Annotated in this window: 16 protein-coding genes; 7 read left to right on the top strand and 9 right to left on the bottom strand. The window is 71.2% G+C overall.

Translation table 11 applies throughout. The features are described from left to right. Positions 1-21 precede the first annotated feature (21 nt). The gene (gene ypfJ, locus NUH29_RS02695; RefSeq protein WP_258797392.1) at positions 22-882 is read right to left on the bottom strand and encodes a KPN_02809 family neutral zinc metallopeptidase; all 861 of its coding nucleotides are present in this window, start codon (positions 880-882) and stop codon (positions 22-24) included. A 97-nt stretch (positions 883-979) separates the two neighbouring features. Here ypfJ and NUH29_RS02690 point away from each other — a divergent pair, with 97 nt between their 5' ends. Both NUH29_RS02690 and NUH29_RS02685 read left to right on the top strand, forming a co-directional pair. After that, positions 980-1,477 carry an NfeD family membrane protein gene (locus NUH29_RS02690; protein WP_258797391.1) on the top strand — a complete coding sequence of 166 codons (498 nt, stop codon included), beginning with the start codon at positions 980-982 and terminating at the stop codon, positions 1,475-1,477. Between the two features lie 35 nt (positions 1,478-1,512). Further along, a complete protein-coding gene (locus NUH29_RS02685) occupies positions 1,513-3,024 on the top strand; it encodes an SPFH domain-containing protein (RefSeq protein ID WP_258797389.1) in 1,512 nt (503 codons plus the stop codon). 192 nt (positions 3,025-3,216) lie between these two features. Here the strand turns inward: NUH29_RS02685 and recQ are convergent, their stop codons facing one another. The 3 genes from recQ to NUH29_RS02670 form a co-directional block, all read right to left on the bottom strand. Next, entirely contained in the window at positions 3,217-5,145 is a 1,929-nt protein-coding gene (gene recQ / locus NUH29_RS02680; RefSeq protein ID WP_258797388.1) for a DNA helicase RecQ, read from the bottom strand. A gap of 315 nt (positions 5,146-5,460) precedes the next feature. Further along, positions 5,461-9,450, bottom strand: coding sequence for an ExeM/NucH family extracellular endonuclease (locus tag NUH29_RS02675; protein ID WP_258797386.1), 3,990 nt, complete (start codon positions 9,448-9,450; stop codon positions 5,461-5,463). A 255-nt stretch (positions 9,451-9,705) separates the two neighbouring features. Then, the gene (locus NUH29_RS02670) at positions 9,706-11,667 is read right to left on the bottom strand and encodes a DEAD/DEAH box helicase (protein WP_258797384.1); all 1,962 of its coding nucleotides are present in this window, start codon (positions 11,665-11,667) and stop codon (positions 9,706-9,708) included. 268 nt (positions 11,668-11,935) lie between these two features. Between NUH29_RS02670 and NUH29_RS02665 the strand changes: the two genes are divergently transcribed. After that, the gene (locus NUH29_RS02665) at positions 11,936-12,928 is read left to right on the top strand and encodes an alpha/beta hydrolase (protein ID WP_258797383.1); all 993 of its coding nucleotides are present in this window, start codon (positions 11,936-11,938) and stop codon (positions 12,926-12,928) included. Between the two features lie 190 nt (positions 12,929-13,118). Here NUH29_RS02665 and NUH29_RS02660 read toward each other — a convergent pair whose 3' ends face one another. Both NUH29_RS02660 and yczR read right to left on the bottom strand, forming a co-directional pair. Beyond that, positions 13,119-16,220, bottom strand: a complete 3,102-nt coding sequence (locus tag NUH29_RS02660) for an efflux RND transporter permease subunit (protein WP_258797382.1) — start codon at positions 16,218-16,220, stop codon at positions 13,119-13,121. A 215-nt stretch (positions 16,221-16,435) separates the two neighbouring features. Further along, on the bottom strand, positions 16,436-17,854 hold the full coding sequence (gene yczR, locus NUH29_RS02655) for a MocR-like transcription factor YczR (protein ID WP_258797381.1): 1,419 nt from the start codon (positions 17,852-17,854) through the stop codon (positions 16,436-16,438). Positions 17,855-17,916: 62 nt separating this feature from the next. Here yczR and yczE point away from each other — a divergent pair, with 62 nt between their 5' ends. After that, the gene (yczE, locus tag NUH29_RS02650) at positions 17,917-18,564 is read left to right on the top strand and encodes a membrane protein YczE (protein WP_258797380.1); all 648 of its coding nucleotides are present in this window, start codon (positions 17,917-17,919) and stop codon (positions 18,562-18,564) included. Between the two features lie 166 nt (positions 18,565-18,730). Here the strand turns inward: yczE and NUH29_RS02645 are convergent, their stop codons facing one another. Next, complete coding sequence (locus NUH29_RS02645) at positions 18,731-19,474, bottom strand: MerR family transcriptional regulator (RefSeq protein WP_258797379.1); 744 nt, start codon at positions 19,472-19,474, stop codon at positions 18,731-18,733. 279 nt (positions 19,475-19,753) lie between these two features. On the opposite strand from NUH29_RS02645, the gene NUH29_RS02640 reads away from it, so the two are divergent. Both NUH29_RS02640 and NUH29_RS02635 read left to right on the top strand, forming a co-directional pair. Next, entirely contained in the window at positions 19,754-20,554 is an 801-nt protein-coding gene (locus NUH29_RS02640) for a DUF4097 family beta strand repeat-containing protein (protein ID WP_258797378.1), read from the top strand. Then, positions 20,551-21,195, top strand: coding sequence for a PadR family transcriptional regulator (locus NUH29_RS02635; protein WP_258797377.1), 645 nt, complete (start codon positions 20,551-20,553; stop codon positions 21,193-21,195). The genes NUH29_RS02640 and NUH29_RS02635 overlap by 4 nt, the downstream gene beginning before the upstream one ends. Here the strand turns inward: NUH29_RS02635 and NUH29_RS02630 are convergent. Further along, entirely contained in the window at positions 21,192-21,830 is a 639-nt protein-coding gene (locus NUH29_RS02630) for a hypothetical protein (protein WP_258797376.1), read from the bottom strand. The genes NUH29_RS02635 and NUH29_RS02630 overlap by 4 nt on opposite strands. A 67-nt stretch (positions 21,831-21,897) precedes the next feature. Here NUH29_RS02630 and NUH29_RS02625 point away from each other — a divergent pair, with 67 nt between their 5' ends. Then, positions 21,898-23,940: an APC family permease gene (locus tag NUH29_RS02625; protein WP_258797375.1), complete on the top strand. Its 2,043-nt coding sequence runs from the start codon at positions 21,898-21,900 to the stop codon at positions 23,938-23,940. Positions 23,941-23,946: 6 nt separating this feature from the next. Here NUH29_RS02625 and NUH29_RS02620 read toward each other — a convergent pair whose 3' ends face one another. After that, a complete protein-coding gene (locus tag NUH29_RS02620; protein WP_258797374.1) occupies positions 23,947-25,047 on the bottom strand; it encodes an FAD-dependent oxidoreductase in 1,101 nt (366 codons plus the stop codon). Positions 25,048-25,106 lie beyond the last annotated feature (59 nt).

Here is a 25,106-nt window from a genome sequence, read left to right as displayed (position 1 = left end):
ACCGACCAATCGCATCCGCTTCTAGAGGGCGGAACCCGACACCGAGAAGGTGTCGCAGGCCTGCGGACCGCCCGCGCGGCCGATCTGGAACCAGCGCTGACGCTGCTCGCTCGAGCCGTGGGTCCAGGTCTCGGGGGTGACCTGCCCCTGGGTCTGCTCCTGGATGCGGTCGTCGCCGATCGCGTTCGCCGCGCTGAGGGCGTCGGCCCACTCCGCGTCGGTGATGGGCTCGAGATACGGCACGCCGTTCTCGTCGGTCGTGGTCTCGGCGGCCCCGAGCCACGCCCCCGCGAAGCAGTCGGCCTGCAGCTCGAGCCGCACCCCGTCCGAGTCGGGGCCGGTCCGGGAGGTGTCGAGACCGTCCATCTGCCCGATCAGGTTCTGGATGTGGTGACCCCACTCGTGGCCGACGACGTACAGCTGCGCGAGCGAGCCGCTGCTGCCTCCGAAGCGCGACGACAGCTCGTCGAAGAACGCGGTGTCGAGGTAGATGGTCTGGTCGGGCGGGCAGTAGAACGGGCCGACCGCGCTCGTCGCGGAGCCGCATCCGGTGCCCACCTGGTCGGTGAACAGGATGAAGTCGGCGGGAGAGGTGTAGCCGTCGACCCGCCCGGACCAGTAGGTGTCGAGCGAGGCGTAGGCGCCCTGCATGCGGCAGTCGACTGATTCGTTGGCCTGCTCGCCCGAGTCGCAGGAGACGGCCGTGTCCTCCCCGCCGCCCCCGGCGCCGCCCACGAGCCCCGTGAGGTCGACGCCCGAGAAGACGGTCACCAGCACGACGATCAGGCCCACCAGCCCCGCCCCGCCGCCGATCGCGATGCCGCCCTTGGCACGGCGGCTCACGCGGCCGCGGCTGATGTCGGAGCCCTCGTCGAAGGTCATGCTACGACGCTAGCGCCGGTCGCGCGTCCGTCCCACGCCCTTGCGCGGGCGGCGCGACCGTGGCATGCACGAGGACCGCTCACCCTAGACTCGGGGCATGCTCCCGTTCCTCATCGTCGGCGGCGTGGGTCTCGTGCTGCTGCTCGTGTCGCTGCTGTTCGACGACATCCTGGACTTCCTCGACGGTGCGCTCTCGGGCACGGCGATCGGAAGCGCGCTGGTCATCTTCGGCGCCTCGGGCGTGATCGCCGTCGCGAACGGCATGCCCGCGTGGGCCGCGTATCTCATCGCGACGGTCATCGCGATCGTCGCCTTCGTCGCGGTGCAGCTGCTCATCCGGGCCCTCAAGCGCAGCGAGGACGGCGCGCCGAGCTCGCCGGTGGGTCTGTACGGCGTCAGCCGGTCGAACATCACCACGACGTCGGGCGAGGTGAGCCTCGACGGCCCGAACGAGATCGAGACCCGGCTGGCGTTCGCCGACGAGCCGATCCCCCGCGACACCCGGATCCACGTGATCGAGCTGCAGGGAGCGCGGGTGCGCGTCGAACGCGCCGTGCCCCTCGCCGACCCGGCCGTCGACGCCGCCACCGACTGACCCGCACCGCGGACCACCACCAGAAAGGCACCTCTGTGGACTTCATCTCCGAGAACGCGACCGTGTTCGCCGTGATCGCGCTCGTCGTCGTGGCGCTCGCGATCTTCGGCTTCATCGCCGGACGCATCAAGCGCGTGCCGCCGAACTCCGCCATGGTGGTCGTCGGTCGGGGAGCCGGCGGCAAGGTCGCCGAGCCGGATGCGGGTCAGCGGGTCGTGATCGGCGGCCGCGTCTTCATCTGGCCGATCCTGCAGCAGGGCTTCCTCGTGTCGCTCGAGCAGCGCCAGATCGGGATCGCGGTCGAGGGCGTCGACAAGAACTTCATCAAGCTCGCCATCCAGGCGTCGGTGAACTTCAAGGTGTCGGGCACCGCCGAGGGCGTGCGCCGGGCCGCCCAGCGCTTCCTCTCGCAGCAGAACTCGCTCACCCAGATCATCCAGCAGTCGCTCGAGGGGTCGCTGCGCTCGATCATCGGCAACATGCCGATCCAGGAGATCATCTCCAACCGCAACGCCCTGTCGGAGGCCGTGGTCGAGGCCACCAAGGCCGACCTCGCCGAGCAGGGACTGCAGGTCGACCTGCTCAACATCTCCGACATCTCGACGCCCGGCACGAGCTACCTGGCCGACCTGGGTCGCGCCGAGGCGGCCCTCGCGCGCCAGAACGCCGAGGTCAAGGAGGCCGAGACCCAGCGTGCGGCCGAGTTCGCCCGCATCGAGGCCGCCGAGCAGATCGCCGAGCGCCAGAAGGCGCTGAGCCTCAAGCAGGCGGCCATCAAGGCCGAGACCGACCGCGCGAACGCCGAGGCCAACGCCGCCGGCCAGCTCGCGACCGCGGAGCAGGACCGCATCGTCGCCGCCGAGCAGCGCCAGGCGCTCGCCGAGCAGGCGCGGGTGGAGCAGGAGCGCCTCGACATCACGGTGCGCAAGCCCGCCGAGGCCGAGGCCTACGCGACGGTGCAGGCGGCGAACGCCGATCGCGACGCCGCCAACGCGGCGACCGAGGCCGACGCGTTCAAGCGCACCAAGATCGCCGAGGCGAACAAGGTCGCCGCCGTGCAGGACGCCGAGGCTGCGGCCGAGGCGGTGCGCCTCGCGGGTGTCGCCGAGCGCGACAAGCAGGTCGCCCTCGCCGCCGGTATCAAGGCCGAGGGTGAGGCGCGCGCCGCGGCGGTCGCCGCCGAGGGTCTCGCCGAGGCCCAGGCGATCGACGCCAAGGCCGAGGCGCTCAAGAAGTACGGGGAGGCCGCCCTCGCCCAGGAGATCATCGGCCGCCTGCCCGAGATCACCCGTGCCGTCGCCGAGCCGCTCGCCTCGATCGGCAACCTCACCGTCATCTCGACCGAGGGGGCGTCGGCGGTCACCAAGACCGTGACCGATGTCGCCTCCGAGATCCCGGCCGTCGTCAAGAACCTGACCGGGCTCGACCTCTCGGCGCTGCTCGGCGGTGCCGCGGGCGCGGCTCTGGCTGGCGCTGAGCCGACGAAGCCGGCGCCCAAGCGCACCCCGAACGCCAAGCCCGCGACCGAAGCACCGCCCACCGTCTAGCCCCTTCCGCCTTCACGGCGGCGTTCGGCGGGAGCAACTGGCACCCTCGGCGGGAACAGATGCATGCCCGGGCGGCAGAGCGCGCATGCGGCGGGAGTAGTTGCTCCCGCCGCATGCCTGCTTCCCCGCCCATTGAGAGGGCTGGGCGCTCCGCATCTGAGGTGCACTGCAGAGCAGACGCGGCGCCCGGCCTCAGAAGTCGAGCGGCGGCGCGTCGTCGTCGGTGAGCGGCGGGAGGTCGTCGTCGACCACCGTCGCCGTGCGGGTGGTGGGCTGCTCGCGGACGGATGCGGCATCCGCCGCGGTGGCCGACACCGTCGGGTTCTCACCCGCGACCAGCGCCAGCACAGCCTCGCCGTAGGCCTCGAGCTTCTTCTCACCGACACCCGACACCTCGCCGAGCTGGGCGAGGGTCGTCGGCTCGGTGACGGCGATGCCGCGCAGCGTCGCGTCGCCGAACACGATGTAGGCGGGCACGCCCTGCGCGCGGGCGACGTCCGCCCTCCAGGCGCGGAGCCGCTCGAACAGCGGCTGCGCCGCCTCGGGCAGCTCGGCTCCCGCGCTGCGCTTGGCCTTCTTCACCGCGCGCTCGGGCTCGCGCCGCAGCTTGACCGGCCGTGAGCCGTCGAGCACGCCACCGGACGCCTCGGTGATCACGAGCGTTCCGTAGCCGTCGGTGTTGACCGCGAGCAGCCCCTGGGCGAGCAGTTGACGCACCACGCCGCGCCACTCCTGCTCGCTGAGCTCGCCGCCGATGCCGTAGGTGCGCAGCTCGTCGTGCCGCTGCTGGCGCACCCGCTCGGTGTCGCGGCCGAGCAGGATGTCGATCAGGTGGCCGGCGCCGAAGCGCTGATTGCGCTCGCGCTGCAACCGCACGATCGTCGACAGCAGCTTCTGGGCGGGGACCGTGCCATCCCACGCCTCCGGCGGGGCGAGACAGGTGTCGCAGTTGCCGCAGGGTTCGGAGCTCTGGCCGAAGTAGTTCAGCAGCTGCACGCGTCGGCACTCGACCGTCTCGCAGAGCGCGAGCATCGCGTCGAGGTGCTGGGATGCGCGGCGCTTGAACGCGGCATCGCCCTCGGACTCCTGGATCATGCGGCGCTGCTGCACGACGTCCTGCAGGCCGTAGGCCAGCCACGCGGTCGACGGCAGGCCGTCTCGGCCCGCGCGCCCCGTCTCCTGGTAGTAGCCCTCGACCGACTTCGGCAGGTCGAGGTGCGCCACGAAGCGCACGTCGGGCTTGTCGATTCCCATGCCGAAGGCGATCGTCGCGACCATGACGATCCCCTCTTCACGCAGGAACCGCGCCTGGTTGCGGGCGCGCACCGAGGCGTCGAGTCCCGCGTGGTACGGCAACGCCGGGATGCCCTCGGCGACGAGCGCCTCGGCCGTCTTCTCGACCGAGGCGCGCGAGAGGCAGTAGACGATGCCCGCGTCGCCCGGATGCTCGGTGCGGATGAGCTGCAGCAGCTGGGCGAGCGGCTGGTTCTTGGGCTCGATGCGGTACTGGATGTTGGGGCGATCGAAGCTGGAGACGAACTGCCCGGCTGCGCGCAGGTCGAGCCGTTCGACGATCTCGCGGCGCGTGGCCTCGGTCGCCGTGGCGGTGAGCGCGATGCGCGGCACCGACGGCCACCGCTCGTGCAGCACCGAGAGGCCCAGGTAGTCGGGGCGGAAGTCGTGACCCCACTGCGAGACGCAGTGCGCCTCGTCGATCGCGAACAGCGAGAGCTCGGCGCGGTCGAGCAGGCCGAGCGAGCTCTCGAGCTTGAGGCGCTCGGGCGCGAGGTAGAGCAGGTCGAGTTCGCCGGCCAGCAGCTGCTGCTCGACGAGGCGGCGCGCATCCGGATCCTGCGTGGAGTTGAGGAACGCCGCCCGCACGCCGAGCGCCTCGAGCGCGTCGACCTGGTCTTGCATGAGCGCGATGAGCGGCGAGATGACGACCCCGGTGCCGGCGCGCACGAGGGCCGGGATCTGGTAGCACAACGACTTGCCGCCGCCCGTGGGCATGAGCACGACGGCGTCGCCGCCGCCCACCACGCGGTCGATGATGGCCGCCTGCTCGCCCCGGAACTCGGCGTAGCCGAAGACGCGATGCAGCACGTCGGGAGCGGAGGGCATGCGCCCACCGTACCCGGAGGATCGGACGCCGACCGGCCCGCCGCCGGGGGAGGTGGACGGTGCGCGGGGTGCCGTCCTCTGCAGGGTCTACCCCCGCACGAGTGCCCCCCCTTCGGGGTCGTCGCGCGAGGCTTACTGAATCGTTACCTTTTCTGACAAGGTAACCGGATATCTGGGGGGAAATCCGGAGCGGGGGATCGCCGTCGGGGGGCGGCGACCCCCGCACCTTTATGTAGACCCCAGAACCCCACGCGGCGCACGGCCGCGCAGTCGGCCCGCGGACACCAGTGGGATGGAGTCCGCGGGCCGCTTCCGTCAGATGACGATCACGAGCGACGGCCAGGCGAGCGACGGTTCGAATCCGTCACCGCTGAACTGGGCCGTCAGCAGGTGCAGACCGCGCTTCAGCTTGCCGAGGTGCACCGTGACCTTTCCGGCGTCGGCCTCGGTCAGCTCGACCGTCGCGACCGTCTTGGTGCCGTCGCGGATGATCAGCGTGCCCACGGCGGGCGAGCCGTCGTCGGTGCGCACCGTCACCTTGTAGTCGACCGTGCCGCCCCAGACCAGCAGCGGAGCCGAACCGCTCGTGCGGGTCCCGATGGGCTCGGCGGGCGCACCCGCGGCGACCTCGATCGGCAGCTCCACCGCGGTCCCCCCCGGGCCGGAGATGGTGAGCGTCTGCGCACCCTCCACGCCGTCGGGGATCGTGAACACGACGGTCGCCGTGCCCTGCTCGTCGGTGGTGTCGACGATCTGGAACGCGATCGCGCCGCTGCCGAGCACCTGGTCGCCCAGGCTGATCGTCGCGTCGCCCGAGGTGGCCCCGGCGTTGCTGAACAGGAGCGACGACAGCTGGGCCGTCACCTGCTCGCCTCCCTGGTAGGCGGTGCCGTCGGCCGGGGCCGACAGCGTCGCCCCGACCGCACGCTGCGCGGTGTCGGGCGCCACCGGCGAGTGGTCGCCGATGTAGTCGACGAAGGCGTCGAGGTCGATGCGCCCGGAGTCGGACTTGTTCGCCCCCGCGGTGAGACCGCCGAAGTTGTCGCCACCCGCCGCGAGGAACGAGTTCGTCACCACCTTGATCACCTCGTCGTCGGTGACCGGCTCGCCGTTCAGCGTGATCGCCGTGATGTGCGAGCCCGTCGGCGCGCTCGGGTCGTAGACGTACTCGAGCCCCTGCGAGAGGCCCAGCTTGAGGTACGGACGCGCCGCACCCGCCGGCTGCCACTGCTGCTCGAGCACCGTCTTCAGCTGGGCGCCCGTCAGGTCGAGCGTCACGAGCGTGTTGGCGAACGGTTGGATGAGCGCCGCCTCCGCGTACGTGACGTTGCCGTCCGGATCGTTCGCGCCGGTGCCGGCGTAGACCAGGTCGGCGCGGATGCCGCCCGGGTTCATGATCGCCACCTCGGTCGACAGGTCCTGCGTCGCTGCGAGCTGCGCGTCCGCGATGAGGTTGCCGAGCGTCGACTCGCCTCCGCGGTTCTCGGACCCGTTCGACTGCACGGCGCGCCGGATGTCCTCGGTGATCGAGCCGAGCGACACCGCACCGAGCTCCGACGAGACCGCCACCGCATCCGCCACGATCTGGGCGACCGCGGGGTCGGGCGCGAACGCACCGATGAGGTTGAGGTTCTCGGTGTCGATCGACAGGGCGTCGGTCGCCGGGTCGTAGACGATCGTCGAGTGGCCGTACATGGCCCCGTACTGGCCCGAGGAGATCACCGGCCGGGTGCGGTCGGTGCCCGGGATCGGCACGTCGAAGTCGTACGCGAGGTGCGTGTGACCCGAGATGATCATGTCGACGTCGGGGTCGACCCCGTTCACGATGCGGCCGAAGTTGGAGTCGTCGGTCGCGCTCGAGATGTCGGTCGTCGCGGCGCCCTCGTGCACGAGCAGCACCAGGATGTCGGCCTCGCCGTTGGAGGCGTCGCCGTCGGAGAGCTGCTCCGCCACGCGGTTCACCTCGGGCACCACCTGCTTCACCTCGAGGCTCGCGATGCCGTCCGGGCTCACGAGCTCGGGCAGATCCTCGGTGACGGCGCCGATGAAGCCGATCGTCACCCCGTCGAACTCGCGCAGCTCGTACTCCTGGTAGGCGGGCTCACCCGTCGACCGGTCGTAGAGGTTCGCGGCGAGGTAGGGCCAGTCGGCGTGCTCGAGCACCCGGTCGTCGACATCCGCGCGTCCCTTGTCGAACTCGTGGTTGCCGAACGAGCTCGCGTCGAGCCCGATCTCGTTGAGCGCGTCGATCGTCGGCTCGTCCTGCTGGATGAACGAGGTGAAGGTGGACGCCCCGATGAGGTCGCCTGCGCCCACGAACAGCGTGTTGGGGTTCTGGGCCTCGTAGGAGCGCACCATACCGCCCAGCACCGCGGCGCCCGCCGTGGTGGAGCTGGCCTCGAGGCGACCGTGGAAGTCGTTGATGCTCAGCAGGTCGATCGTGACCGGGGGCTTCGCGATGCTCACGCCCACGAGCACGGGGTCGTGGTCGCTCGAGCGGTAGGGGCTCGTGCCGTCGGTCGCGCCGTAGGCGTAGCCGCGGTCGCTCCACTCCGCCGAGTTGATGCCCCAGACGCCGACCCCCGTGACCGAGGACGCGAGCGAGCCGGTCACGAAGGCGTGGTCGAGCGAGCCGAGCTCGCCGTTGAAGGTGTAGGTGTACTGGCCGGGCGCCTTGGTCGGCACGAGGTCGGTGAAGCCGGCGGCGGTGAGCGCCTGCGCCGGATCCTCCTGGCCGTAGGCGTTGAAGTCGCCGAGCAGGATGACGTCGGAGCTCTTCGCGGGGTCGGCGGCGATGCCGTCGACGAAGTCGGCCAGCCGCTCGGCCTGCGCGACGCGCTCCGCGTTGAAGAAGCCCTGGCCGTCGGCCGGCTCGGTGCCGCCGCCCGACGGCGGGCTCTTCGACTTCAGGTGGTTCGCCACGACCGTGACGAGACGCCCGTCGCCGATGTCGAAGGTCTGCGCGATCGGCTTGCGGGCGATGTCCCACACCGCATCCGCGTCGGCGAAGCTGTCGCCGACCGGCGTCACGACCGACGGCTTGAAGATGATCGCCGTGGTGATCACGTCGTTGCCTGCCGCGTTCACGGCATCCGGGGTGGGGATGTAGTCCCACGTGCCGGCACCGGCCGCGTCGTTGAGACCCGCGACGAGGTCGCCGAGCGCCTCATCGGCCGCCTCGCCGAGCACGGCCGAGTTCTCGATCTCCTCGAGCGCGACGACATCCGCGCCGAGACCGTTGATGGCCGCGACCACCTTCGCCTTCTGCTTCGCGAACTGCTCGGCGTTCGCGGCGCCGCGCGCCTGCCCGCCGAAGGTCGTGAAGTAGTTGTAGACGTTGAAGCTGCCGAACTGCACGTCGCCGCCGACCTCGGGGGCCGTCGCAGGACGCGGGTTGAGGGTCTCGAAGCTCGGCTTGTACTCGGCCGGGCTCGCGTCGTTCAGCGGCAGCTGGGGCTGCAGGCGCCAGTTGTCGAAGCCGTAGCCGAGGATCATGGTCTTCGCCGGCGGCACGAAGCGGTCGCCGTTGCGCACGACGGTGCCGGTCGTGAAGTACGGCTGGTCGCCGGGGTGCGTGCTGTTGTCGACGCGGATGCTGTAGCCGTCGTCGACGATCAGCCGGCGGGCGAGATTCGCCGCGGCGATCGCATCGGCGGCGGGGCCGGCATCCGTGGTCTCGGTCGACTTGACGAGCTCGCCGCCGGCCGAGAGCCAGAGCGAGCCGAAGTTGTAGAGCTCGTGGCTCGACGCCAGGCGGTAGTCGCCGGTGGGCTGCACCAGCATGCCCTCGTACTGCTCGCGGTCGCCCCCGACGAGGGTGTCGGGGAGCGCGGTCGGGTCGGGCAGGCCCGCACCGGCCTCGACGAGCTCGTAGGCGGATGCCGAGGTCGCGGTGAGCTGGGTCTGGCCGCTGTACTCGCCCGCGGTGCCGGTGACCTTCACGAGGTCGCCGACCGCGACCGCGGGGTTCAGCTGGTTGAAGTAGACGAAGATGCCGTCGGATGCACCCGGGGTGGCATCGGTGCCGCCCCCGGAGCCGGCGCTCTGCAGATAGAGGCCGCGGTATCCGGATGCCGCGTCGTAGTAGCCCGTCACGACGCCCTCGACGGTGACGGTCTGACCGCTGAGCGGCGTCGTCGCCCCGGTGCCCTGCACCTCGGCGATCGTGTGGGTGATGTCGGCCGCGAGCGCGGGGGTCGCGCTCAGCGAGGCCAGACCGAGTGCGGCGACGGCCGTGGTCGCGACGGCGGCGAGGCGGCGGCGCGCGGTCGGGCGCGGCGAGGTGAGGGGTTCTGGAGTTGTCATGACGCGCGGTGCTCCGTTGTTCGGGGTGGACTGCGTTGGTCGGGTTGTCCCCCCTTTGGGGGCCACCTCCCACCTTCGCCCGAACGCGACCGATCCCGCAAGACCCCGCGCATCCGCGTCACGCACAGTTCATGCGCCGCTCATGTGCGCGCTGGAGCTGGAGTCGAGAAGACCCCCGGCAGGTGTCTGCACACGTGCCGGGGGTCTCGATACGCCGCTGCGCGGCTACTCGACCAGCGGGTTGCCCGCGCTGACCTACCGGTCGGCGAGCTCGCGGATGATCTCGTCGCCGGGGACGACCGGCGTCCACTCCGCCACGATGTCGGCGCGCTGCAGCAGCTCCTCGGTGCGGCGGCGGCGGTTGCGCGGCACGAGGGTCACGACGGTGCCCTCCTTGCCGGCGCGGCCGGTGCGGCCCGCGCGGTGCAGGTACGCCTTGTACTCGTCGGGGGCGTCCGCCTGGATCACGAGCGACACGTCGTCGACGTGGATGCCGCGCGCCGCCACATCCGTCGCCACGAGCGCCTGCACGCGACCGTTCGCGAACTTCTCGAGCGCGCGCTGACGGCGCGACTGGGTCAGGTCGCCGTGGATCGACTCGGCGCGGATGCCGGCGTCGTCGAGCAGGTCGGCGAGCTGCTCCGCGAACGCGCGGGTGCGGGCGAACACGAGCTTCTTGCCGGGGCCGGAGGCGAGCTCGATGAGCACCTCCTGCTTGTCGCGCTGGTCGAGCAGCAGCACGCGGTGCTCGATCGTGGAGCTCGCCTGGTCCTCACCGGCGACCTCGTGCACGGCCGGGTCCTTGAGGTAGCGGTCGACGATGTCGGCCACGCCCTTGTCGAGGGTGGCGGAGAACAGCAGGCGCTGCCCGCCCTCGGCGGTGCGGTCGAGGATCTCGGTGACCGGCTCGGCGAAGCCGAGCTCGCACATGTGGTCGGCCTCGTCGAGGACGGTGATCACGACGTTCGACAGGTCGAGGCGTCCGGAGGCCGAGAGGTCCTGGATGCGGCCCGGGGTGCCGATGACGATGTCGACGCCGCGCTCGAGGGCGCCGAGCTGACGGGCGTAGGGCACGCCGCCGTAGATCTGCGTGGTGAAGAGGCCGACGCTGCGGGCGATCGGCTGCACGGTGCGGTCGATCTGCAGCGCGAGCTCGCGGGTCGGCGCGAGGATGAGGGCGCGCGGGGCGCGTCCGAACTCGCGGCGCTTGTTGTCGCCCGCCTGCATGCGCAGCAGACGCTCGACGAGCGGCGCCCCGAAGGCGATGGTCTTGCCCGAGCCGGTGCGACCACGGCCGAGCACGTCGCCGCCCGACAGCACGTCGGGGATGGTGGCGGCCTGGATGGCGAACGGGCTCGTGGCGCCGAGCTCGGCGAGCTCGCGCACGATGTTCTGTCCGAGACCGAGGTCGCCGAAGGTCATGCCCTCGACATCCGAGGCCAGCGTGGCCTGCGCCTCGAGGCGCTCGAGCACCACGTCCTCGACCATCGGGCGCGGGGCGTGCTGCTCGGCCCGGGGTGCGCGGTCGCCGTAGTCGCGGCGGGGGCGCTCGTCGTAGTCGCGGCGCGGACGGTCGCCGTACTCGCGACGCGGACGGTCGTTGTCGTAGCGCGGACGGTCGTCGCGCGAGGGGCGGCGGTCGTCGAAGCTGCGCTGCGGGCGGTCGCCGTAGTCGCGACGCGGACGGTCGTCGTAGCTGCGCGCGGGACGCTCGTCGCGGGCCGGGCGGTCGCCGTACTCACGACGCGGACGCTCGTCGTAGCTGCGCGCCGGGCGGTCGTCGCGTGCGCGGTCGTCGCGGCGCGGGCGGTCGTCGCCGTAGCTGTGGCGCTGCGGACGGTCGCCGGCCAGGCGGTGCGGTCGGTCGCCGGCGCGGTCGCTGCGGGGGCGGTCGCCGTATCCGCGGTCGTCGCGGTCGCGTCCGTAGCCGGTGTCGCGCTTGCGGGCGGCGGGGGCGCGCTCGACGGTGTTGCGTGCGTCCTTGCCGCGGGGCTCCCAGTTGGGGCGCCCGTCTTCGGCGCGCTCGGGACGCTGGCCGCGGGGACGCTCGGCGCCGAGGCCGTTGGCCACGCGCTGCTCGCTCGACCAGCGCGGCTTCTTGCCGCCGCGGGCGGAGTCCGCCTCGGGCTTGTAGCCGCGGTGCTTGGCGGTGGGGCCGCCGACCTTCTTGGTGGTGTTCTTCTTGCCGCCCTGCGGGGCGCGCTTGTCATAGGACATGGGTGTCTCTCCGGTGCTCATGAGTGTGCGCCGCGAACGGATGCGGACGGAGCCGCACGCTCGTGGCGAGAACCCGGACAGACGTCGACCGGGGCCGTTTTCCTCGTGGAATTCCTCACCAGCGGATGCGCTGGCGATCCGGCCCGCTCGACATACACAGTGCATACGACGCGGACGATGCCGCGGTTGGTCGAGAGCCGACTTCCCGAGCTTAGCGGAAGAACCCCGTGCATCCGCCGAGAATCATCGGGGTTACCGTAGTGCGATCATGCGCGCCGCGAACCCGACACGTGCCGCCCTCGGGGCCGCGCTGCTCGGCGCCGTGGTGCTGCTCGCCGGATGCGCCCCCACCGGCGACGAGGCCACCACCGAGGTCGAGGGGGTCGTCGTGTCGAGCAATCCGAACCTCGCGACCGACCCCGAGATCCCGACGACCGTCGACATCGAGTACGGCGCGGTCGACGGCCAGCCCCTGCTGCTCGACGCCTGCAGCCCGCTCGACTTCGACGCGCTCACCGATCCGGCCCGGGCGGCGATCGTCGTGGTGCACGGCGGGAGCTGGGCGCGCGGCTCGAAGAACGACATCGCGTGGCGCGCGGTCTGCCAGTGGCTCGCGCGATCGGGATACCCCACCTTCGCGGTGAACTACCGGCTCGCCCCGGCGAACCCCTACCCGGCCGCGATCGACGACGTGAGCGCAGCCGTCGAGTGGCTCCGCGAACCCGAGCAGGTCGCCCGTTTCGGGATCGACCCGGACCGCATCGGCGCGTTCGGGGGGTCGGCCGGCGCGAACCTGGTGTCGCTGCTCGGTACCCGCGGCACCGGTGCGCTCGACGAGGGTGCGCGCGTGGCGGCGGTCGTCGAGCTCTCGGGGCCGATCGACCTGACCGGTGTCGCCGTGACCGACGACTTCGTGCCCGTGCAGCTCGCCTACCTCGGCTGCGTCACCGCGGACGACTGCCCGGCCGCGTCCGCCGCATCCGCCGACACCTGGGTCGACGAGACCGATCCGCCGTTCTTCGTGGCGCACTCGACCGACGAGATGATCCCGCTCGAGCAGGCGCGGATCTTCGTGCGCGCCCTGCGCGACGCGGGCGTCGACACCACCTTCGTCACGGTCGAGGGCCGCCTGCACTCGATCGCGATGATCGACGACGGGCTCAAGCAGCGCATCCTCGACTTCTACGCGCGCACCCTCGCCCCGACGGAGCTGCCGGTCGCCCCCGCCACCGACGAACCCCCCGCGGACGCCGCCCCGTAGTGGACGCTGGTCTCGAGACGCGTCGCGCTACGCACGGCGCTCCTCGACCACCTGAGTTCGGACCCGAGCGAAGCGGGGGTGCGGGGTCGCTTTCGGGACGCTGGCACCGGGCCGGGCGGGAGCGCGCCGTTCAGGCGCGCGAGGGCATGCGGCCCGAAAGCGACCCCGCGCCACCGCGAAGCGTCGAGTGCTACGCAGCGGCCTTGGCGGCGCGGCGGGCCTCTCGACGCCCCTTCGCCCCCTCGACGAGCGTGTAGAGGGAGGGGAGCACCACGAGCGTCAGCACGGTCGACGAGATGAGCCCGCCGATCACCACGATCGCGAGAGGCTGCGAGATGAAGCCGCTGTGGCCGGTGAGGCCGACCGCCATCGGGATGAGCGCGAAGATCGTCGCGAGCGCCGTCATGAGGATGGGCCGCAGACGACGCGAGGCGCCGTGCACGACCGCGTCCACCACGCCCATGCCACGATCCCGGTACTGGTTGACGAGGTCGACGAGCACGATCGCGTTGGTGACGACGATGCCGATGAGCATGAGCAGGCCGATGATGGACGCGACGCCGAGCGGGATGCCGGAGGCGAGCTGCAGCAGGATGGCGCCGGTCGCCGCGAACGGCACCGACACGAGCAGCAGCAGCGGCTGGCGGAGGCTGCGGAACGTCGCGACCATCACCGTGTAGACGATGAGGATCGCCGCGAGCAGGGCGAGGCCGAGCTGGCTGAAGGCGTCCTGCTGGTCGGCGGTGACGCCGCCCACGGTGGCGGTGACGCCGTCGGGCAGGTCGAGAGCGGCGAGCTCGGCCGTGACGGTCGCGGATGCCGTGCCGATGTCGGCGGTGTCGGGCGTGATCGACACCGTCGCGGTGCGCACGCCGCGCTGGGTGGTGATCGACGCAGGTCCGTCGACCTCCTCGACGGTGGCGAGCGCGCTGAGCGGCTGCGGCCCGGCGAGGGTCGGGATCACGAAGTCCTTCAGCTCGTCGACCGTGGTCGGCGCGGCCGGGTTGTCGATGTAGACGGAGAGCGTGTCGCCGTCGATCACGACGGAGCCGATCGACGCGGGCAGCATCGCCTCGGCGACGATGCCGCCGACGGCGACCTCGGTGAGTCCGGCGGCCGCCGCCTTCTCACGGTCGACCTCGATGGCGATGTAGGGCTGAGTGGCGGAGAGGTTCGACTCGGCCTGCTGGGTCACGTCGAGGTCCTCCATGGCCGCGAGCACCTGGTCGCTCGCCTGCTGCAGGGTGTCGGCGTCGGGCGCGGTGATCTCGATCGCGATGTCGTTCGAGAAGCCGCCGCCGCCGGAGCCGGACGAGACGGAGACCTCGCCCACCTCATCCGGGTCGAGGCCATCGATGACGTCCTGCACGTCGGAGCGGATGGCGTCCTGGTCGGCCGAGTCGTCGGTCGTGATGGAGAAGGTGGTGGAGCCGCCGCCGCCGAACAGCGCGGCGAGCGCCGAGCTCGTGCCGCCGCTCGAGCCGACGGAGACCTGCACGGTGTCGATGCCGTCGACGCCCTCGAGGGCCGACTCGAGCTGCTTCGCGGCGGTGTCCTTGGCGTCGAGGCTCGTGCCGGCCGGCATCGTCTGGGTGACGGAGAGGGTGTTCTGCCCGGAGTTGCCGACGAAGTTGGTGGGCACGAACGGCACGAGCGCAAGGGTGCCGACCAGCACGAGGGCCGCGGCCAGGATCGTGAGGGCGGGGCGCTTGACCGTCCAGCGGATGACCGGCAGGTAGCCCTTCTGCAGCGCCGAGGGGTGCTCGAGCTCGTCGACGGGGTGCTCGGTGTCGGCCTCCGTCGCGTCGTGGGCGTGGTGCGGCTTGGCCTTCAGGAACCAGTAGGCGAGCACCGGCACGATCGTGAGGGCGACGAAGAGCGAGGCGGCGAGCGCGATCGTGACGGTCAGCGCGAACGGCCGGAACAGCTCCCCGGTGATGTCGCCGACGAGCGCGATGGGCAGGAACACGGCGACCGTGGTGACGGTCGACGCGGTGATCGCCACCGCGACCTCCTTCACGCCCTTCAGGATCGCGTCCTTCTTCTCCTCGCCGAGACCCAGGTGTCTCTTGATGTTCTCGATGACGACGATCGAGTCGTCGACGACGCGGCCGATGGCGATCGTGAGGGCGCCGAGGGTGAGCACGTTGAGGGTGTAGCCGACGGCGAACATCGACAGGAAGGTGATGAGCACCGAGATCGGGATCGAGATCGCGGCGACCAGGGTGGAGCGCACCGAGAGCAGGAAGACGAAGATCACGATCACGGCGAAGCCGAGGCCGAGCAGACCCTCGGTCGCGAGCGACTCGATGGAGCGCTCGATGAACGGCGCCTGGTCGAAGACGATCGTGAACGTCGTGTCGCCCCCGAGCTGCGCGGCGAGGTCGTCGAGCTGCTCGTTCACCTCGCGCGAGACGTCGACGGTGTTGCCCGACGGGGTCTTGGTGATCGCGATCGTCAGCGACGGCTCGCCATTGACGCGCGAGATGCCGGTGATGGGGTTGTCGACGATCTGCACCTCGGCGACGTCGCCGATGGTCGCAGGTGCCGCGCCGCCGAGCAGCGGCAGGCTCGCGAGCGTGTCGGTCGAGTCGATCTTGACGCCCGCCTGCACGGTGAGGGTCTTGTCGCCCTCGTCGACCGTGCCGGCGGCGATCAGGATGCCGTTCGCCCTCAGGGCGTCGCGGATCGCCTGGGTGGTGAGTCCGTCGGCGGCGAGGGATGCGGCATCCGGGGTGATGGTGATGCGCTGGCCGGTGGCGCCGTAGACGGTGGCGGCGCTCACGCCGTCGAGCTGCTCGATGGCCGGAACCGTGAGGGTGTCGAGGCGGGCCGCGAGGTCGGCCGAGTCGAGGTCGCTCGTGACGGCGATCTGCACCACCGGGAAGTCGCCGATCGAGAAGGTGACCACCTGGGGGTCGACGCCCGACGGCAGCTGCGACTGGATGCGTCCGACCGCGAGCTCCACCTTCTGCTCGGCGCGGGTCAGGTCGGTGCCGTAGGAGAAGCTCGCCTGCACCGTCGAGATGCCCGCGGAGCTGGTGGCCGAGGTCGAGTCGAGCCCCTCGACCCCCTGGATGGCGGTCTCGATCGGCGTCGACACGTCGTTCTCGACGACCTCGGGGCTCGCGCCGGGGTAGGTCGTGACGATCGTGACGTTCGGGAGCGTGAGGGAGGGGAACAGCTCCAGCTTGAGCGCCGTGAGCGCGTAGCCCCCGAACAGGGCGACCACGATCGTGAGCAGTGCGATGAGCGCGCGGTTGCGCAGACTGAATACCGAGAGCAGAGACACGGATCCCCCGAGGGTGCTGTGGATGCCGCATGCGCGGCGGAGGCTGCGCACGGCGCCGTGCACTCGATTCAGTATCGCAGCGGTTCCGCCGGCGCCGCGTACTCCCGCGGGATGAACGTGCCGGCTCCGCGAGCGCTACCCGTTTCGGCGAGCGCTACCGATCTACGGGTAGCGGTCGGCGATTCCGGTAGCGCTCGTGGCAGAGGGCCGCGCGCTCAGACGACGTGGGCGAGGTCGGTGTCGTCGAGGCGAACGCCGCTGCGGGTGACCGCGTGCCAGGCGGCCGCGAGCGCGTCGACGCCGCGGTCGAGCTGATCGGCGGGCATCCCGAACGGGATGCGCAGGAAGCGCTCGAAGACGCCGTCGAGCCCGAACCGGGGGCCGGCGCCGATCACCAGCCCCTCGTTGCGGGCCTGCAGGGCGAGCTGCGAGCTGAGGGGGGCGCCGATGTTCACCCAGGCGACGATGCCGCCCTCGACGTGCGGCATCCGCCAACCCGGGAGCTGCTGCCGGATGCGCTTCGCCAGATGGTCGCGGCCCTGCCGCAGGTAGGCGCGACGGCCGGCCAGGATCTGCTCGTAGTCGGGCACGAGCTCGGCGACGACGAGCTGGTCGAGGATCGGGGTGCCGAGGTCGCTCGCGAATCGCGCCCGTGCCATCCGCTGGATGAGCTCGCGCTCGGCGCGCACCCACCCGATGCGCAGGCCGCCCCAGATCGACTTGCCGACCGATCCGATGATCACCACGTTCCGCGCCACCGGGAACGGCGCCGTACGGGCCTGCCCGTCGAGGCCGAGGCCCGTCATCGTCTCGTCGACGATGAGCGTCGTGCCCTCGCGCTGCGCGAGCTCGAGCACCCGCGCGCGCGTCGTCTCGTCCATGGTGCGGCCGGTCGGGTTCTGGAACTCGGGCATGAGGTAGGCGACCGTCGGGCTCGTGCGCTGGAACGCCTGCTCGAGGCCCGACACATCCCACCCCTCGTCGGTCGTCACGGCGACCGGCACGAGTCGGGCGCCTGCCGCCTTCAGCGCGTCGAAGGCGTGCGGGTAGCCGGGGGACTCGACGATCGCACGGTCGCCCCGGGCGAGCAGGGTGCGGGCGAGCAGGTGGATGGCCGACTGGGCGCCGACCGTGATCATGATCTGCTCCGGATCGGTCGGCAGACCGCGCTCGCTGTAGCGGTCGGCGATCGCGCGCCGCAGCACGAGCAGGCCGAACGGGTCGAAGCCGCTGTCGGAGAGGAAGCTCGGCAGACGGTCGACGGCCGCCTGCGCGGCCTGCGCCACGGACGGCAGCGCCGGAAGCGACGCCTTCGAGAAGTCGAGGGGCGCGTCGCCGAACAGGTCGAGGTCGACACCGCCCTCGTGCGGCAGGCGGGCGGTGCTGCCGGAGCCCCGCACGCTCTCGAGGTAGCCGCTGTCGCGGAGGTCGGCGTAGGCGGCCGAGACGGTGGTGCGGCTGAGCTCCAACTGGGCGGCGAGCTCGCGCTCGGCGGGCAGGCGCGTGCCAAGCGGAATGCGGCCGTCGAGCACGAGCAGGCGGACGCGGTCGGCCAATGCGAGGTACGCGGGCCCATTGGACCCGCGCCAATCGACCATGAGCAATGCCAATGCGCGCGCGGACAGCGAGTTCATGCGGCCAGTGTACCCGGATTGGACTCTTGATCAAGGGCCAATTCTGAGGTGGACTGTTCACCGTGACCCCGCCCCTGCTCTGGACCCGACGCATCGCGCAACTGCTCGTCGGCCTGTTCCTCTACGGCATCGCCATCGCCATGATGGTGCGCGCCGGGATCGGCGTGGGTCCGTGGGACGTGCTGACCCAGGGCATCGTGGCGCAGACCGGCATCTCGTTCGGCATCGTGGTGATCGCGGTCGGCGCGATCGTGCTGCTGCTGTGGATCCCCATCCGGCAGAAGCCCGGCATCGGCACGGTGCTCAACATCCTGCTCATCGGCCCCGCCGCGGATGTGGGCCTCGCGTTCATCCCGCAGCAGCACGAGTGGTGGATGCAGGGGCTGCTGTTCGCCGCCGGCCTCGCCCTGCTGGCCGTCGCCACCGGGCTCTATGTGGGCGCGCGGCTCGGCCCCGGCCCGCGGGACGGCCTCATGACCGGCATCCACGCACGCTTCGGCTGGAAGATCTGGATCGTGCGCACCGGCATCGAGGTGACCGTTCTCGTGGTCGGCTGGCTGCTCGGCGGTCAGGTCGGCATCGGCACGCTCGCCTTCGCGCTGCTCATCGGCCCGATGGTCGGACTGACCATCCCCTTCTTCCGTGTGCCCGAGGCGCCCGCGCGGCGTCCCGTGGCCGACCCGACATCCGGAGGGGAGGTGATCGCATGATGGTCCTCCTTCTCGCCCTCGGAGCGCTCGCCGTCTGGGGCGCCGTCGCGACCGTCGTCGCCATCGGCAACGACGGCTACGCGCAGCTCCCCGTCGACTCGACGCTGCTGCCATAAGACGCACGACGCCCCCGGATGAGAACAGGCATCCGGGGGCGTCGTCGCGTCTACAGGTGCGCCTCGGCGTACACGGCCAGCGCGTCACGCACGAAGCCCGCGCCCTCGACGCCGCCGTAGTTCGCGGCGAAGCGCGGGTCGGCGACGTACATCTCGCCGAGGCCCGTGACGTAGCCCCTCACCGCCCCGGGCGTGCCCGGGATCGACGCGAGCCACTCCACGTGGCGTCGGGCCAGCTCCTGCGCCGCCTCCGAGTCGGGGGCGACGCCGGATGCCGCTGCCGCGACCCAGTCGGACTGCAGCTCGCTCAGGCGCCGCTTCCATTCGGCGCGCTCGGCGTCGGTCTTGCCGCGCCACCACGCGTCCGACCTCGCGTACGCATCCGCACCCCAGCGCTCCACGACCTCGTCCTTGTACTGCGTGTGGTCGAAGCCGTCGAACATGTGCTCTGCCATCGGTTCCTCACCTCCCTCAAGTGCGTCGATGGTCGACTCGACGCTGGCGATCTGCCGCTCGAGCCGCTGCTGTTCCTGCCGCAGCCACTCGCGATGGGCGAGCAGCGCGTGCACGTCGTCGGTCTGCCCGTCGAGCACCTCGGCGATCGCGGGCAGGCCGAGCCCGAGCTCGCGCAGCAGCAGCACGCGCTGCAGCCGCACGAGCGCCGCGGCGTCGTAGATGCGGATGCCGCCCGCACCGACGCCGCTCGGCCGCACGAGGCCGACGTCGTCGTAGTGCCGCAGGGTGCGGCTGGTCACCCCGGTGAGGCGCGCGACCTCCTGGATGCTGCGTTCCATGCGTCCGCTCCTCTCTGCTGTGGTGTCGCATCCGACGGTAGACGTTGACGCTGCGTCAACCGCAACCCCCGACGCGCCGACCCCTCACCGCAGAAATGCAGGAGATCCATCCGGATGCGGAGGCGGACCCCGCGGATGCCGGACCGGCCGCGGAGGATCTCCTGCATTTCTGAAGGGACGAGAGGGAGTTGCGCGGCGGCGAAACGCGATATATCGTGTGTCTCGACAGACGCGATATATCGCGAGTCTGGGAGCGGCAGAGCGAAGGAGGGAGCCGAGATGGCTCAGGAGAAGTGGCTGATCGACGGCCCCAAGGTGATCGACCTCGAGAACATCCACCGGCTCAAGGTGGGCCTCGTCGGCGGGCACATCGACATCGTCGGGCACGACGAGCCGGGCATCCGCGTCGAGGTGCACAGCGTCGACGGGCGCGACCTGCTCGTGAAGGTCGACGGTGACCGCCTCGAGATCGACCACCCGCAGCTGCGCTGGGACAACTGGATCGAGGCGTTCAAGAACTTCGGCTCGAGGATCCGCGCCGAGGTGAGCGTGCTCGTGCCGCGCCAGGTCGCGGTCACCCTCGGGGTCGTGTCGGCCGAGGCGCTCGTCGCGGGCATCGAGGCCGACGTGCAGCTCAACACCGTCTCGGGCGACCTGGTCGCCGACGGACTCACCGGCAGGCTCACCGCCAACTCCGTGAGCGGCGAGGTCACCATCCGCGACCACACCGGTCCGGTCGGCGTGAACACCGTCTCGGGCGACGTCATCGCCTCCGGCGCCGTCGCCAAGTTCGAGGTCGACGGGGTCTCGAGCGAGGTCATGCTCGACGCGACCGGCATCCCCGACAAGGTCTCGGTCAACACCGTCTCCGGCGGCGTCACGGCGCGCTTCGCCCCCGAGACGCCCGCGAGCTACACGGTGCAGACCGTCGGCGGCAAGCTGCACTTCGACGCCCAGAGCATCACCATCACCAAGGGCAGGTACACGGCCCGCCACGGCGACCTCGACGGCAAGTGGACGGATGTGCGGGTCAACACGGTCGGCGGCGACGTCAGCATCCTGCACACGGTGCGCGCATGACGCCGCCCGTCTTCGCCCACGGCCACCTGCGCCTCTACCTGCTGAGCCTGCTCGCCGAGCAGCCGCAGCACGGCTACGAGCTCATCCAGGCGCTCGGCGACCGCTTCGGCGGCACCTACGTGCCGAGCGCCGGAACCATCTACCCGCGGCTCGCGAAGCTGCAGGAGGAGGGGCTCGTCACCAAGGAGTCCGACGGACGTCGCACGGTGTACGCGATCACGGACGCCGGGCGCGCCGAGCTCGCCGCGCGCGGAGACGAGCTCGACGCCATCGAGACCGACCTCACGGACTCGGTGCGGCGACTGGCCGACGAGGTGCGCAGCTCGGTCGACGACGCGATGCGCAGCCTCCGGGCCGACCTCGCCGCCGCCGCACGCGAGGCGCGCACGGCGCCACACCCGTCGGGGGTGCGGGTCGATCACGACTCCGCCCCGGCCTCGTCCGCCGACGCGGAGACCCGGACGGCGGCGCGCGCGCGCCTGCAGGAGGCGGACGCCGCGCTCGCCACCTTCCGAGCCGAGCTGCGCTCGGAGCTGCGCAGTCAGGCCGCGAACGGCACGCTCGCCCTCGACGCGGTCGACCTGCTGATCACCCGCCTCGACGAGGTGCTGCGCGAGGTGACCGGGGCGCTCCGGCGCTAGGCGGCGAACCCGACCGGGATGAAGAGATCCTGCACCCGGTCGCCGAGCGCCGTGTGGTCGTCGCGCGTGTAGATCGCGCACCGCTCGCTCGTGCAGTCGTAGTTCTCGCCGATCGGGTCGACGACCTCGAGGTAGGCGGTGAAGGTGCCTGTCGCGACGTCGTCGTAGGCGCGCGCGCCGAACAGCTTCCACGCCCAGTCGTCGTTGATCCAGTTGCTCGGCGCCCACTGGATCTCGCCCTCGGAGGCCGCCGTCGCCTCCTGCTCGGGCACGCCGCCGAGGCACGGCCCGGGCTTCGTCGTCGGATCGTCGGGGATGACGCAGATCGCGACGTAGATCCCCTGGCCGGCGTCGTATCCGCTGCCGCTCACCACGATGCGGTCGCCCGCCGCGAGCGCGGAGGTGTCGACGGCGCCGCCATCCGCGGCGAGCACCGACAGCTCGCGGCTGCGCCCGTCGTCACCCGACGCGGTCACCGTCGTCGGCCACCGCTGCGTCGACTCCTGCTGGTTGGCCGATCCGCCGTCCCGATGCAGCAGCACGGGGACGCCGAGAACGCCGACGGGGATCGCGACGACGAGCACCGCGGCGCCGAGGATCCACGGCCATCGCCGCCTGCGTCGCTCACTCGTCACCGCACGATCCTAGGAGCCCGAGCGGGGCGGGTTGCGGCGCAACCCATACGGCGTATGCTTTCCCGCCGTGACTGACGAGGCCGAGACCTCCTCGGACGAGGCGCCGCGATCCGCGAAGAACTGGATCATCGGCGACCCTCTCCCGACCGAGAAGCTCGAAGGACAGCTCCTCCCGAAGCATCTCGCCCTGCCCATCTTCGCGAGCGATCCGCTCTCGTCGGTGGCGTATGCGCCGCAGGAGCTGCTCATGATCCTGCTGCTCGGCGGGCTGGCGTTCCTGAGCTTCGCGCCGTGGGTGGCGGCCGCCGTGGTGCTGCTGCTCGTGGTGGTGGTGCTCTCGTACCGCCAGCTCATCAAGGCGTATCCGTCGGGCGGAGGCGACTACGAGGTCGCGTCGAAGAACCTCGGCGAGAAGGCCGGCGTCGTGGTCGCGGCGGCCCTGCTCGTGGACTACATCCTCACCGTCGCGGTGTCGGTCGCATCCGGTGTCGACAACATCATCTCGGCCCTCCCGGGGCTCAACCCCTGGCGCGTCGAGATCGCCGTCGGCTTCGTCGTGCTGCTCGCGGCGATCAACCTGCGCGGCGTGCGCGAGGCCTCGAAGGCGTTCGCGATCCCGACCTACCTGTTCATCGGGTCGATCGGCTTCATGCTCGTGGTCGCCCTCATCCGCACCGCGCTCGGCGACGCCCCGACTGCGGAGAGCGCCTCGTGGACCGTGCAGGGGGAGCAGCTCACGCAGGCCGCGTTCATCCTGCTGATCCTGCGCTCCTTCGCGAGCGGATGCGCCGCCCTCACGGGCGTCGAGGCGATCTCGAACGGCGTGCAGGCGTTCCGCCGGCCGAAGATCCAGAACGCCCAGAAGACCCTCGTGGCGATGGGCTCGATCGCCATCATCCTGTTCTCGGGGCTCACGATCGTCGCGCTCATCTCGGGCGTGCACTACGCCGAGACGGCGTGCGACCTGGTCGGCTTCACCGACTGCGCCACGCAGCCGCAGCGCTCGCTCATCGCGCAGATCGCCGCCGCCACCTTCGGCAACAACTCGATCCCGTTCTTCATCATCCAGGCCGCCACGGCCGCGGTGCTGCTGCTCGCGGCGAACACCGCGTTCAACGGCTTCCCGCTGCTCGGCTCGGTTCTCGCGCAGGACGGCTACGCCCCCAAGGCGCTCGCGACCCGCGGCGACCGGCTCATCTACTCGAACGGCGTGCTGGCCCTGTCCGCCGTGGCGATCGTGCTGCTGATCGGCGCACAGGCCAACGTGACCGCGCTCATCCAGCTCTACATCATCGGCGTGTTCATCTCGTTCACGCTCGGGCAGAGCGGCATGATCCGCCACTGGATCCGGCTCATCCGCGAGAACGTCGAGCCGCGCGGCCCGCTCGTGCGCAGCCTCCTGATCAACTCGCTCGGCGCGCTCATGACCGGATCGGTGCTGATCATCGTGACCATCACGAAGTTCACCCACGGCGCCTGGATCGTGTTCGTCGTGATGCTCGTGCTGATCATGCTGATGATCGGCGTGAACCGCTACTACCGCGACGTCGACCGCGAGATCGAGCCCGACGCCACCACCGTCTTCGGCTCGACGGGCGACCACGCGGTGGTGCTCGTGGGACGCCTCTCGAAGCCCGTTCTGAAGGCCCTCGACTACGCGATCGCCGCCCGCCACGAGTCGATCGAGGCCGTGCACGCGTCCATCGACGACGGAGCGAGCGAGAAGCTCGAGCGGCAGTGGGCCGAGCACAACATCAAGGTGCCGCTCAACATCATCGCCTCGCCGTACCGCGACATCTCGATGCCGCTCATCAAGTACATCAAGAAGCACCGCGAGGAGCACGGCGCCGAGGTCGTGACCGTGTACCTGCCGGAGTACATCGTGGGGCACTGGTGGGAGAACTTCCTGCACAACCACAAGGCCCGCCGCATCCGCCACAAGCTTCTGCTCGTGCACGGCGTGGTGGTGGCGCTCGTGCCGTGGCTGCTCGACTCCTCGGACCTCATCTACGGCCGACGCTCGCGGCCGCTGCCCGGCCAGGACCGCCGCGGCGAGCCCATCCGTCCGCCGGTGCGCGCGCCGAAGGCACCCGCCGTCCGTCGCCGCTGAGCGCGGTCAGTAGCCGAGGGAGCTGAGGGCGGCGACGACCTGGCGGGCGATCGTGCGCCCCGCGCGGTTGGCGCCGATCGTGGATGCGGTCGGCCCGTACCCCGCGAAGAACACGTTCGCGTTGCGGTAGGCGGCACCGCCGGCCACCGTCACGCCGCCGGCCTGCTCGCGCAGCTTGAGCGGGGCGAGGTGGCGCAGCTCGGGCCGGAAGCCGGTGGCCCAGATGATCACGTCGGCATGCTGGAAGGTGCCGTCGGCCCAGCGCACCCCGTCCGGCTCGATGCGCTCGAACATCCCGCGCGGGGTGAGCAGGCCGCGGTCGATGGCCGACTGGATGCGGCGGGTACGCGGCACCCCCGTCGTCGACACGATCGAGGGAAGGGCCCTGCCCTCGCGGGCGGCCGCATCCTGCAGCGTCACCGCGCGGGTGCCGCCCTCGAGGTTGAGCTCCTGCTCCTCGAGGAACTCGACCGGGCGCCGGGTGACCCAGCTGAGGCTCGCGGCGATCCCCTCGAGCTCCATGAGGAACCCGATCGCGCTCGTGCCGCCGCCGACCACCACGACGTCGAGGCCGCGCAGGCTCTCGGCGTCCGTGTAGTCGACCGTGTGCAGCTGCCGCCCCCGGAAGTCGTTCATGCCCGGATACCAGGGCACGAAGGGCGCCCCCCACGTGCCGGTGGCGTTGACGACCACCTGGGTCGAGAAGGTCTGATCGCCGTAGTCGTCGTCGAAGGTGACCTCGAACCCGTCGAAGGTGGCCCTGACGCGCGTGACGTCGGCGGGGCGCACCACCTTGAGGTCGAAGTGCCGCTCGTAGCGTCGGTAGTAGTCGGAGATGACCTCGCGCGCCGGCAGGGTGCGATCGGCGTTCTCGAAGCTGAGCCCCAGCTCGTCCATGCCGGGCAGGTCGTTGACGCGGTGCGTCGACCCGAGGCGCAGCGCCTCCCACCGGAACTGCCACGCACCGCCGGGCGTCGGACCGCGGTCGAGCAGCACCATGTCGTTGCCCGGGTCGAGACCGAGCTTGCGCAGGTAGTAGGCCACCGAGAGCCCCGCCTGACCCGCGCCGATGATCACCACGGAGGTGTCGGTCGGCCGCTCGGTCACCCGGCCCAGGTTACCCGTCGACGCTCGCGACGGGGCACCGGATGTCGCCCGCGGCGGCG

Source organism: Protaetiibacter mangrovi, assembly GCF_024752305.1.
Taxonomy (GTDB): domain Bacteria; phylum Actinomycetota; class Actinomycetes; order Actinomycetales; family Microbacteriaceae; genus Homoserinibacter; species Homoserinibacter mangrovi.
The sequence above is the reverse complement of the archived record's forward strand: the minus strand, read 5'-3'. Positions and strand labels throughout refer to the sequence as shown.

What these genes read in the sequence shown, in the direction of transcription:
- ypfJ (WP_258797392.1), bottom strand. Translation starts at nt 882, where the DNA reads ATGACCTTCGACGAGGGCTCCGACATCAGCCGCGGCCGCGTGAGCCGC.
- NUH29_RS02690 (WP_258797391.1), top strand. Translation starts at nt 980, where the DNA reads ATGCTCCCGTTCCTCATCGTCGGCGGCGTGGGTCTCGTGCTGCTGCTC.
- recQ (WP_258797388.1), bottom strand. Translation starts at nt 5,145, where the DNA reads ATGCCCTCCGCTCCCGACGTGCTGCATCGCGTCTTCGGCTACGCCGAG.
- NUH29_RS02675 (WP_258797386.1), bottom strand. Translation starts at nt 9,450, where the DNA reads ATGACAACTCCAGAACCCCTCACCTCGCCGCGCCCGACCGCGCGCCGC.
- NUH29_RS02670 (WP_258797384.1), bottom strand. Translation starts at nt 11,667, where the DNA reads ATGTCCTATGACAAGCGCGCCCCGCAGGGCGGCAAGAAGAACACCACC.
- NUH29_RS02665 (WP_258797383.1), top strand. Translation starts at nt 11,936, where the DNA reads ATGCGCGCCGCGAACCCGACACGTGCCGCCCTCGGGGCCGCGCTGCTC.
- yczR (WP_258797381.1), bottom strand. Translation starts at nt 17,854, where the DNA reads ATGAACTCGCTGTCCGCGCGCGCATTGGCATTGCTCATGGTCGATTGG.
- NUH29_RS02645 (WP_258797379.1), bottom strand. Translation starts at nt 19,474, where the DNA reads ATGGAACGCAGCATCCAGGAGGTCGCGCGCCTCACCGGGGTGACCAGC.
- NUH29_RS02640 (WP_258797378.1), top strand. Translation starts at nt 19,754, where the DNA reads ATGGCTCAGGAGAAGTGGCTGATCGACGGCCCCAAGGTGATCGACCTC.
- NUH29_RS02635 (WP_258797377.1), top strand. Translation starts at nt 20,551, where the DNA reads ATGACGCCGCCCGTCTTCGCCCACGGCCACCTGCGCCTCTACCTGCTG.